The following is an 11,759-nucleotide window of genomic DNA, read 5'->3' on the forward strand; positions in this document are numbered from 1 at the left end:
CCTGTCGGCGGGCGCGAGGCTGCTGCTCGCGATCGCGAGTGCCGCGATCCCGCCGGCCCTGATCCTGCTGCTCGCGCTGCGGGAAGCACTGCCGCCGCACCGGGCCGAAGCGCTGGCCCTGGCCAGCCTGGTCTGGATCGCCGTCGTCGCCGTCGCGGTCCGCGCGACCGTGCTGCGGCGCGTGCGCGCGCTGAGCAATCTCGTCGAAGCCGCGCATGCGCGCGACTTCAGCATCAAGGCCTCGCACGGGCGCGAGCCCGGCGAGCTCGGCGAGCTCTACGCGCAACTGAACGTGCTGATCGGCGATCTCGAGGCGGGCCGGCACACCGAGCAGGAACTGCTCGGCGTGCTGCAGCGGGTCGTCGACCAGATCGGCGTCGCGATCGTCGCCTGCGATGCGTTCGACCGCATCCGCCTGGTCAATCCGCTCGCCGCCCAGCTGCTGCGCCGGCCGGCCGAACAGCTCGTCGGCACCGACTTCGCCGGCACGCCGCTCGCGGCGATTCCGTTCTCGAGCGATCCGCGCGTCGTCGAATTCCGCTTCCCCGGCGCCGAGAGCCGCTGGCAGGTCAGCCAGCAGTTCTACCGCCACCAGGGCCGGCCGGCGCGCATCGTGTTCATCGTCGATCTGCGCCTGGCGCTGGCCGAGGAGGAAATCCTGGTCTGGCAGCGCCTGATCCGCGTGATCAGCCACGAGGTCAACAACTCGCTGACGCCGATCATGTCGCTGTGCCAGACGCTCGAGAGCGTCGTGGCGCGCGGCGAGGCCGCGCAGCAGCAGGACATCATGCGCGACGGCCTGGAAGTCATCGCGCAGCGCGCGAAAGGGCTCAAGGAATTCATTTCGGTCTACGCGCGGATCGCGCGCCTGCCGGAGCCGCAGAAAGTGGAGTTCCCGGCCGCGCGGCTCATGCAGCGCGTGCTCGCGATGTTTCCGGGCGCGGTCGTCGGCGACGGCGAGGCGCCGCCGGCGACGCTGTTCGGCGATCCGGTACATCTGGAGCAGGCGCTGATCAATCTGGTCAAGAACGCGGTCGAGGCCAACGAAGGCAGCGCGGCGCCGGTGCGCTTCTCCTGCCGCGTGTCCGGCGGCGCCGTGGAGTTCGCCGTGCTCGACAACGGCGCGGGCATCCGCAATCCGGGCAACCTGTTCGTGCCGTTCTACACGACCAAGCCCGGCGGCGCCGGCGTCGGGCTCGTGCTGTGCCGCAAGATCGCCGCCAGGCACCACGGCCAGGTCAGCCTCGAGAACCGCACCGACGCGGCCGGTGCGGTCGCGCGGCTCAAGGTGCCACTGTCGCGTTCCGCGACGGTTCCGTGACGCCGCCGCGCGGGTTTGCGCGGATTTGCACAATCGGTCAAATCCGCTCGTCTCCCTTCTTGCACAAGCGCACGACTTGCCCGCAAACTCGCGGATCCTGCCGGCGCGCTGCGCTCGCCCGGCGCTCCCCGCACGGAATCGCAGATGGCTACGGACCTGGTTGTCACCGGCATGGGCGTGGTATCGGCCATCGGCCAGGGCAAGCAGGGGTTCGGCGAGTCGCTGCTGGCCGGCCGCAGCGCGTTCGGCGTGATGCAGCGGCCGGGCCGCCGGCGCGAGGACGCGCCGCTGCTCGGCGCCGAGTTCGGCGAGCTCGCGGTCCCGGAGCAGATCCCGCGCCAGCTGCTGCGCACCGCGTCGCTGTCGACGGCCGCGGCGCTGACCGTCGTGCACGAGGCCTGGGAAGAGGCGCGACTCGCGGAACTGGACCCGCAGCGCATAGGTCTCGTCGTCGGCGGTTCGAACGTGCAGCAGCGCGAGCTCGTCAACGTCCACGACGCGTATGCCGGGCGCATCGCGTTCCTGCGGCCGACCTACGCGCTGTCCTTCATGGACACCGACCTCTGCGGCTTCTGCACGGCGCACTTCGGCATACACGGGCTGGCCTATACGGTCGGCGGCGCGTCGGCGAGCGGCCAGCTCGCAGTGATCCAGGCCGCGCAGGCCGTGCTGTCGGGACAGGTCGACGCCTGCATCGCGGTCGGCGCGCTGATGGATCTGTCGTACTGGGAATGCCAGGGCTTCCGCGCGATCGGCGCGATGGGTTCGGATCGCTTCGCCGCATCGCCCGAACTGGCCTGCCGGCCGTTCGACCGCGACCATGACGGCTTCATCTTCGGCGAATGTTCCGGCGCGCTCGTGATCGAGTCATTGGCCTCGAGCCGGCGCCGCGGCATCGGCGGTTACGCGGCGCTGGCGGGGTGGGGCGTCGCGATGGACGGCAACCGCAATCCGGATCCGTCGCTGCGCGGCGAGACGCGCGCGATACGCGCGGCGCTCGCGCAGGCCGGGCTCGACGCGGCGGCGATCGACTACGTCAACCCGCACGGCACCGGCTCGATCGTCGGCGACGAGACCGAACTGCGCGCGCTGCGCGAATGCGGCCTTTCGCAGGCGCGCCTGAACGCGACGAAGTCGCTGGTCGGCCACGGCCTCAGCGCCGCCGGCGCCGTGGAGGTGATTGCCACGCTGCTGCAGATGCGCGCCGGACGCCTGCATCCGACCCGCAACCTCGACGACCCGATCGACCCGGATCTGCGCTGGGTCGCCGCGCAGGGCGAGGCGCACCGCATCGGGAACGCATTGACCTTGAGCATGGGATTCGGCGGCATGAACACCGCCCTGTGCTGGCGCTCCTGCGCCTAGACGCCGCTCACCGGAGCGGCCATCCGTAACAGCTGGAGTGGAGTGCATGAGCGTAGCGGCCGAAGTCATCGCAGCGGAGTTCGCCCACCTCGACACGATTCGGGTGCGGTTCGAGGACACCGTCTGTCATCTGCAGTTCCACCGTCCCGACGCGAACAACGCGATCAACGCGCGGCTCGTCGCCGAATGCAGCGAGGTGCTCGCCGACTGCGAGCGGCGCGGCGTCGCCGTCGTCGTGCTCAGCGGCCTGCCGGAGGTGTTCTGCTTCGGCGCCGATTTCCAGGAAGTGACCGCGGGCTGCGCGCCGGAATATGCGGCGCACGAAGGGCCGGGGCCGATGTACGACCTCTGGCTCAAGCTCGCGACGGGACCGTTCGTCGTGATCGCGTACGTGCGCGGCAAGGCGAACGCCGGCGGACTCGGCTTCATCGGCGCGAGCGACATCGTGCTGGCCGACGAGTCGGCCCAGTTCAGCCTGTCGGAGCTGCTGTTCGGACTCTACCCGGCCTGCGTGCTGCCGTTCCTGATGCGCCGCATCGGCTTCCAGAAGGCGCACTATCTGACCTTGAACGCGCAGGCGATCGCGGCGCGGCAGGCCGTGGACTGGGGCCTCGTCGACGCCTGCGAAGCGCAGGGCGAGCCGTTGCTGCGCCGTCACGTGCTGCGCCTGCGCCGCCTCTCGCCGACGGCGCTCGCGCGCTACAAGCGCTACGCGGTCACGCTCGGCCCGCCGCTGGCGGCCGGCCGCGATGCGGCGGTCGCCGGCAATCGTGAAGTGTTCACCGACGAGCAGAACCGGCGCGCGATCGCGCGCTACGTGCGGGAAGGCCTGTTTCCGTGGGAGCAGTGACGCAGTGAACACCGCACGCCGCGCCGGTTCCGGCGGCGGCGCGCGGCGTCGCGTCAGGCGGCCTCGAAGCGGATCGGCAGCGACTTCAGGCCGCCGACGAACACGGCCTTGGAGTGGGCCGGCGTTCCGGCCAGCGACACCGACTTGATGCGCGGCAGCAGCTCTTCGAAGAACACGCGCATTTCCATGCGCGCGAGATGCTGGCCGAGGCACATGTGGCCGCCGAAGCCGAACGCGAGCTGCCGGTTCGGCGAGCGGTCGATGCGGAAGCGGAACGGATCGGGAAACACGTCCTCGTCGCGATCGCCCGAGAAATAGCAGAGCATCAGCCAGTCGCCCTCGCGGATGTCCTGATCGCGCAGCCGGTAGTCCGTCGACGCCGTGCGCATGAAATGGCGCACCGGACTCGTCCAGCGGATCGCTTCCTCGACGAGACCCGGCACGAGCGCCGGATCGGCCCTTACCTTGGCCAGTTCGTCCGGGTATTCGCAGAGCGCCGAGATTGCGCCGGCCGTGGACGCGCTGACCGTGTCGTGGCCGGCCGTAGCGACGAGCGAGTAGTACGACATCGCCTCGAAGCCGCCGATCGGCGCGCCGTCGATCGTCCCGTTCGCGATCACGGTCGCGAGGTCGTCGCGCGGATTGGCGCGGCGGTCGCGCGTGATCACGTCGAAGTACCGGAAGAAAGTCTCGACGGCGCCGTTGAGTCCCATGAGCGCCTGCTCGGCCGTCTGCTTCGCCTTGCCGGTGCGGTTCTGGTCCTCGTCGAGGTTGCCGAACACCTGCTTGGTCAGCTTCAGCATCAGCGGCTCGTCTTCGACCGGCACGCCGAGAATCTGCATGATCACGTGCAGCGGGTAGTGCACCGCGACGTCCTTGACGAAATCGCATTCGCCGCCGCTGGCGAGCATGCGCTCGACGAACGAGCGCGCGATCTCGCGGATCGCCTGCTCGCGCCGCGCGAGGTTCGAGGCCATGAACCAGTTGCTCGTCAGCGCGCGGTACTTGCGGTGGTCCGGGTCGTCCATGTGCGCGAGCGTGCGCGCCAGATGCGGACTGCCGTCGCGCAGATAGCGCACCATCGCGTCGGTGTACTGGTCGGTCAGGATCGTCGCGCGGTCGCCGCTGCGGAACACCTTGTTGTTCTTGCTGACCTCGAGGATGTCGGCGTGCTTGGTCACGACCCAGAACGGGTCGAAGTCGCGCGACGTGGCCACGCCGAGCGGGATGTGCCGGCGCAGCCAGGTGTAGGTGTCGCTGATGCGCGGAAGGTCGGCGTAGGCCGACGGATCGATGAGGGTAGCGGTGATCTCGCCGGGAAGGGTGGGAGCAGCAAGCGTCGCCGTTTCCATGGATGACCATTTTCTCATTGATCAAGAGTGGAAAGTCTAGCATCGGTTCGCGTGTTGGCAAGACGTCCGCGCGACGCGAAACGCTCCGGACCGGTGATCGAATGAGCGATTTCGTCGATGACACCGGGGTCAGTCGTGAAGGAGTTCGCAGACGTCAGGCCAGTGTCATGTTGCGGGTATAGGTTTTGCGCGATGCGCAACTTGGTACATCGGAAAAACTCGTTGGCGCACGTGAATTACGCGTCAAGAGATTGCGGGCTCGACCGTCGAGCATGCGCGAATGCTTCCTTGACGTTAAAGGTTATTAAGTGATATCCATACAATTCCTTGTCGTCCAAGTATCACTTATTGAACGATATACAGTGCGAACAATCCGGCACTGTCGAGGTGGCCGTCGTAACGGGGAAATTGGGGGAATCCAAGATGGATCGTGATTTGCTGCAGGAGTTGACCGAAGGCTACCTTCGGGGCGTGGTGCTCGAAGCGTTCGAAGCCGCCGAGCCGCCGCTGGACCCGGCCGAACATCCGTTCGACTCGTTCACGCCGTTCCGGGAGTTCGGCATCGACTCCTTCCTGGTGCTGAAGATCCTGCGCCGTCTCGAACGGGATTTCGGCGTACTGCCGAAGACCCTGCTGTTCGAGAACTTCAACATCTGCGACCTGGCGAACTACTTCGCCGACAAGCATGCACAGACGCTTTCGCAGCTTTTCGCCGACCGGCTGCAGGAAGCGAGCGAAGTCTCCTTGCCCTGACGCTCGTCACGCTTTTCGAGGCAAGTCATTGTGGAAGACGCTAGCACTTCCCCTGGCATCCAGGGCGGACCGGTCGCCGTGGCGGCGAACGGTCCGGTTTCGTCCGCTCCGTCGCCGATCCTGATGCTGCAGAAGGATGCGATCGCGCATCCGGAACTCGGCCCGCTGGTGCAGACGCTGTTCGATACGTGCAAGAACGAGGGCTCCGCTTCGCGCGGCATCCAGCACATCGCGCCGAATCTGTTCATCGGCAGCGGGCGGCGCGGCTTTTTCCACTACAGCCGGCATCGCAAGATCCTGCTCGTGTACGCCTATACGGGGCACGAGGCGTATTTCCCGGAGATCGCCGCGGAGCTGCTCGCGCACTGCGAGCGCAAGGGCTACCAGCTCAACATCCTTTCGCACCGGCCGATCGCCGAGATCGCCGGCGCGGCGTTCACGGCCACGCCGTTCGGCGTGGTCCAGCGCATCCTCGATCTGCCGTCGTTCACGCTCGAAGGCGGCGCGATGCGGCGCCTGCGCTACCAGGTCGGCACATTCGAGAAGTCCGGCGCTTGCGCCGTCGAGGAATACCGCTGCGGTACCGATCCGGCGGTCGACAACGACATCGCGCGCGTGATCGACAGCTGGTGCGCCGGCAAGACCAAGGTCAATCCGCTCGTGCGCACGGCGCGCGAGGAAATTCTCGCCGGCACCCTGCATCGCCGCCACCGGCTGTTCCTCACGCGCGTCGACGGCGTGCTGCAGAACGTCGTGCTGATCTCGCCGCTGTCGGACGCCGACAACGGCTATCTGATGGACCTGGAGTTCTACGGCCCGGACATGCCGCGCGGCGGACTCGAATTCGCGATCGTGCGCATCATCGGGATCCTCGTCGCCGAGGGCCGCACGGTCCTGAGTCTCGGCGGCACCTACGGCTGCCGCATCGAACAGTCGCCGAACGCGGACGCCGAAGTCGACCGGATCCTTGACGACCTGCACAAGCAGGAGATCTTCAACGACCAGGGCAACTTCCAGTTCAAGAACAAGTTCCGTCCCGAAGCGCAGAGCATCTTCCTGTGCCGCAAGGCCGGCTGCGGCAACCCGGACAGCGTGATTGACATCATCATGATGATCGCCGACCCCCTGCGCATGCAGACACAAGACGCCGAGAACCACACGGAGCTGCCGGCCGAGCCGATCGCGGCGCCGGCGAGCCCCGTGGCCACGGATCCCGTCGCGGCCGACGCGGGGCACGAAAAAAAAAACTCCGCTGACGCCGCCGCCGCGCTGACGCCGCCCGGCGAACGCCGCCGTCTTCTGGCCGCCGCGGGATTCAATCCGCTGCGACTCGATGCGGCGGAAGTCGAGTTCGACCTCAAGACCGACTCCTGGGCGCAGCTCGCGCTGCCGGCGATCGAGGCGCGCATGTCCGCGCTGCATGCGCGGCTGCAGAGCCACGTCGACGTCGAGGACGCCCTGCGCGAGGTCTTTCCGTTCGCCCATTTCGTGCTGACGGATTCGGGCCGCAGCGCCGAGCAGGCGCTGTATCGCGCCTGGCCGCGCAAGGGCCGCGTGCTGCAGAACCTGCTGTTCCCGAGCCAGCTCTATCACCAGATCGACAACGACTTCGAGCCGCGCGAGCTGCCGCATCCGGCGCTGTTCCGGCTCGACGCCGACGACGCCGGCAAGGGCGAGCTCGACCTCGCCGCGCTCGACGCGGCGCTGGCCAGGGACGCCGCGTCCATCGCGCTGGTCTGCCTGGAAGTCTGCAACAACGCCGCCGGCGGCCAGCCGGTCTCGCTGCCGCATCTGCGCGAGGTCCGCGCGCGCCTCGCGCCGCACGGCATTCCTCTGCTGCTCGATGCGACGCGCATAGTCGAGAACGCGCGCCTGCAGCAGCGCGGCGCGGATCCGGCGGAGCGTGATCCCTGGCCGCTCATGCGCGAGATGCTGGCCTGCGCCGACGTGCTGACCGTCAGCCTGGCCAAGGATTTCGGCATTCCGTTCGGCGGCCTGATCGCGACCAACGACGCGGCGCTGCGGCGTGCGGCGCAGGATGCGGCCGAACGCGCCGGCACCGGCCTGGACCTGTTCGAACGCAAGCTCGTCGCGCTGGCGCTGCGCGACCGGCGCTTCGTCGAAGCGGCGGTCGAACGCCGTCTCGACGCCGTCGCCTCGGTCTGGCGCGCGCTCGCCGACGCCGGCGCTCCCGTGCTGCATCCGGTCGGCGGGCACTGCGTGCTGATCGACGTCAAGCGCATTCCGGCACTGGCCGGTTTCGCCCAGCCGATGGCGTCGTTCCTGGCCTGCCTGTATCTCAACACCGGCATCCGCGCCGGCGCGCACAGCGTCGGCATGCAGCGCCGCGCCGAGCTCGCCCAGCTGGCCCGGTTCGCTGTGCCGCTGGGCCTGGAGCCCGGCCAGGTCGACCGGATCATCGAGCGGCTGACGGCGCTCTGGCGCGATTTCGCGAACGTTCCCGAGCTGCTGCCGCAGGCCGACGCGCCGGCGTCGTTCGGCGAGCTGACCGCGCAGTACACCCTCGAACGCTATCACCACGTCCGCGCCGAAGCGCCCGTCGCCGCGGTGCCGGATACACACACGGACGACGACGCGCCGGCCGGCGCCGACCTGGACAGGAACCTCACGACGATGCCAGTACCCGCGGATATCGGATCGCAGCGCGCGCGCCGCATCTGCGACATCGCCGTCGTCGGCATGGCCGGGCGCTATCCGAAGGCGCGGACGATCGCCGAGCTCTGGCAGAACCTCCGCGACGGCCGCGACTGCATCGAGGAGCTGCCGGCCGAGCGCTACGCGCAGCGCCTGCGCTACGGGCCGACCGTGCGCTATCGCGGCGGTTTCGTCGACGACGTCGACCGCTTCGATTCGCTGTTCTTCAACATCCCGCCGAAGGACGCCGAGCGGCTGGATCCGCAGGAACGGCTGTTCGCCGAAGTGGCCTGGGAGGCGCTCGAAGACGCGGGCTATTACCCCGAACAACTGAACCGCGACGACGGCGCGGCCAACGTCGGCGTCTACGTCGGCGCTGTCTGGGCCACTTACCAGACCGTCGGCGTCGAGGAGAAACACTTCGGCGGCACGCAGGCGCCGAGCTCGTTCCTCTGGAGCATCGCGAACCGCGTCTCCTACGGCATGAACTTCTCCGGTCCGAGCCTGACCGTCGACACCGCGTGCTCGTCGAGCCTGACCGCGCTGTATCTGGCCTGCGAAGCGATCTACGCGGGCGAATGCAGCTCGGCCATCGTCGGCGGCGTCAATCTGGACCTGCACCAGAGCAAGTGGGACATCAACTGGTCCGGCGGCGCGCTGTCCAGGGACGGCGTCTGCCGCAGCTTCGGCCAGGGCGCGAACGGCTACGTCGCCGGCGAAGGCGTCGGCGCGGTCTACATCAAGCCGCTGGCCCAGGCGCTCGCCGACGGCGATCACGTCTACGGCGTCATCAAGGGCATCGTCGTCAACCACGGTGGCCGCACCAGCGGTTTCGTCGTGCCGAATCCGAAGGCGCAGACCGGCCTGATCCGCGCGGCGCTCGAGCGCGCCGGCGTCGACGCCGCGAGCATCGGCTACATCGAGGCCCACGGCACCGGCACCGAGCTCGGCGATCCACTGGAGATGGCGGCGCTCAACCAGGCGTTCGCCGGACACGAGCTGCCGCTGCACGGGTGCGCCGTCGGCTCGCTGAAGACCAACATCGGCCATCTCGAGGCCGCCGCCGGCGTCGCGAGCCTCAGCAAGGTGCTGCTGCAATTGCAGCACCGGCAGCTCGTGCCGTCGCTGCATTCGGCCGAGCTCAACGAGCACATCGACTTCTCCGCCTCGCCCTTCCGTGTGCAGCAGCAGCTGCAGGACTGGACGCCGCGCGAGGTCGGCGGCCAGCCGCAGCCGTTGCGCGCCGGCATCAGCTCGTTCGGCGCCGGCGGCTCCAACGCCCACGTCATCGTCGAGAGCGCGCCGGCCGTGGACGTCGCTGCGGCGACCGACGGCGAGACCCACGTGTTCCCGCTGTCGGCGCGGACCGAGGCGCAGCTCGCCGACGTCGCCCTGCGGCTGCGCGAGCATCTGCGCCGGCCGGAGCCGTCCGCGCTGCGCGACATCGCGTTCACCCTGCAGTCCGGCCGCAAGCCGTTCGAGTACCGCGTCGCGCTGCTCGCGCGCACGCATGCCGAGCTCGGCGACCGCCTGGACCTGTTCCTCGCGGGCAAGCGTCACGACGGTGTCGCCACCGGCAACGTCAAGAACGCCGACGTGCTGCTGAAGCTCATGAGCCGCAGCGAGCGCGAGCAGCTGATCGGCCTGCTGTCGCGCCGCCGCGATCCGGCCAAGGTCGCGCGGCTCTGGGCCGAAGGCGTGCTGCTGGACTGGCGCGGCGTCAACGGCGCGAGCAGCGGACGCCGCGTCTCGCTGCCGACCTATCCGTTCGCCGACAAGCGCCACTGGGTGCCGGTCACGCCGCCGGGCGCCGTCGCCGGCGCCGCGTCGCGCGGCGGCCTGCACCCGCTCGTCGACAGCAACGAATCGACGTTCGAGCGCCAGCTGTTCCGCAAGACCTTCCACGACGGCCAGTTCTTCATCTACGACCACCGCGTCATGGATGTGCCGACCCTGCCGGGCGTGGCCTATCTCGAACTCGCGCGCAAGGCCGGCGAGCTCGCCGCCGGCAGGCCCGTGCGGCGGCTGCGCAACATCCTCTGGGTCAGCCCGATCGCCGTGCGCGACGCGCCCGCGCAGGCCTGGGTCGAGCTCAAGCCGGCCCAGGACGCGATCCAGCTCGAGGTCTACAGCGACGGCGAGGGCGGCAAGAAAGTGCTGCACTCGCAATGCAAGGTGCTCTACGCGAGCGACGCCGAGCTCGCCGCGGCGCCCGAGTACGTCGATCTCGCCGCGATCCGCGCACGCTGCGCGAAGGTCATGGACGGCCGCGACGCGTATCCGCTGTTCAAGGCCTTCGGCCTGGACCTCGGCCCCGGCTTCCAGTCGCTGCACGAGGTGTTCCGCGGCGAGCGCGAATCGCTCGGCCTGCTGCAGCTGCCCGCGTCGCGCCTGGACGATCTGGATTCCCTGCAACTGCATCCGTCGCTGATCGACGGCGCGCTGCAGGCCGGCGTCGCGGCCCAGCTCGGCGGTGCCAGCGCCGAGATGCTCGTGCCGTTCTCGATCGGCGAGGTGGAAGTCATCCATCCGCTGCAGCCGCGCTGCTGGAGCTACGTCACCGAGAACACCGACGAGCGCGTGGAGAATTCCCGCGTCTCGCGCAAGAACGTGCTGATCCTCGACGACGACGGCAAGGTGCTCGTGCGCATCCGCGAGGCGACCGGCGTGCCGATCGCCGAAGTACACAAGGCGCCGGCGCGCCGCGACGAGTCCGGCTTCGCGCGGCTGTTCTACGCGCCCGAGTGGGAAGACGCGCCGCTCGACGTGCAGACCGGCGCGCCGGAGCAGGGCGAGGTCGTCCTGCTGTTCGGCGATGCGCCGCTGCGCGAGCACTACCGGCGCCAGCTCGCGGCCGACGGCGTCTCGCGCCGCATCGTGCTCGCGCGTCCGGCGGCGGCGTTCGCGCGCGTCGACGCCGACACGTTCGAGCTCGCGCCGGCCGACGCGGCGGGCTTCGCGCAACTCGTCGACGCGATCGCCGCCGACGGCGCAATGCCGCGGCACGTTGCGTTCGCCTGGGCGCTGGCCGACGTCGCGGCCGGGCAGGCCGGACTCGACGATGCGCTGAGGTTCGGCGTGCGTTCGCTGCTGCCGCTGTGCCAGGCGCTGACCCGGCTCAAGCTCGAACACAAGCTGCAGATCGTCTATCTGCACGTCGCCGGCGACGCCGACGCGGCGCTCGCGCACGAGGCGGTCGCCGGCTTCTTCCGCGCGCTGCACCTGGAATTCCCCAAGATCCAGTGCAAGGCGCTGGAACTCGACCGGCACGACGCCGATGCGGCCGCGACGCTCGCGGCGCTGCGCGCGGAATTCCGCGCCGACGCCGGCGATGCGGTCAGCCTGCGCCGCCGCGACGGCGCGCGCGCGCTGCGCAAGCTCAAGCGCATCGAGCTGCCGGAAGCCGCCGCGGCGCCGCTGCGCGACCGCGGCGTCTATCTGATCACCGGCGGCGCCGGCGGAC

6 protein-coding genes are annotated in these 11,759 nt (G+C 69.4%); 5 read left to right on the plus strand and 1 reads right to left on the minus strand.

Features of this window, described 5'->3' with window-relative positions; translation table 11 throughout:
* From NON22_RS13345 to NON22_RS13355, 3 genes are all read left to right on the plus strand, one after another.
* The coding region (locus tag NON22_RS13345; protein ID WP_257387431.1) for a sensor histidine kinase at positions 1 to 1,321 on the plus strand (1,321 nt) is incomplete at its 5' end.
* A 144-nt stretch (positions 1,322 to 1,465) separates the two neighbouring features.
* Positions 1,466 to 2,686, plus strand: a complete 1,221-nt coding sequence (locus NON22_RS13350; protein WP_257387432.1) for a beta-ketoacyl synthase N-terminal-like domain-containing protein — start codon at positions 1,466 to 1,468, stop codon at positions 2,684 to 2,686.
* Positions 2,687 to 2,732: 46 nt separating this feature from the next.
* Positions 2,733 to 3,536, plus strand: a complete 804-nt coding sequence (locus NON22_RS13355) for an enoyl-CoA hydratase/isomerase (RefSeq protein WP_257387433.1) — start codon at positions 2,733 to 2,735, stop codon at positions 3,534 to 3,536.
* A 53-nt stretch (positions 3,537 to 3,589) separates the two neighbouring features.
* Here NON22_RS13355 and NON22_RS13360 read toward each other — a convergent pair whose 3' ends face one another.
* A complete protein-coding gene (locus NON22_RS13360) occupies positions 3,590 to 4,888 on the minus strand; it encodes a cytochrome P450 (RefSeq protein WP_257387434.1) in 1,299 nt (432 codons plus the stop codon).
* Between the two features lie 348 nt (positions 4,889 to 5,236).
* On the opposite strand from NON22_RS13360, the gene NON22_RS13365 reads away from it, so the two are divergent.
* The gene (locus NON22_RS13365) at positions 5,237 to 5,641 is read left to right on the plus strand and encodes an acyl carrier protein (protein WP_257387435.1); all 405 of its coding nucleotides are present in this window, start codon (positions 5,237 to 5,239) and stop codon (positions 5,639 to 5,641) included.
* 123 nt (positions 5,642 to 5,764) lie between these two features.
* The coding region (locus NON22_RS13370; protein ID WP_257387436.1) for a beta-ketoacyl synthase N-terminal-like domain-containing protein at positions 5,765 to 11,759 on the plus strand (5,995 nt) is incomplete at its 3' end.

It is taken from the genome of Tahibacter caeni, assembly GCF_024609805.1.
In the GTDB taxonomy this organism is placed as follows: domain Bacteria; phylum Pseudomonadota; class Gammaproteobacteria; order Xanthomonadales; family Rhodanobacteraceae; genus Tahibacter; species Tahibacter caeni.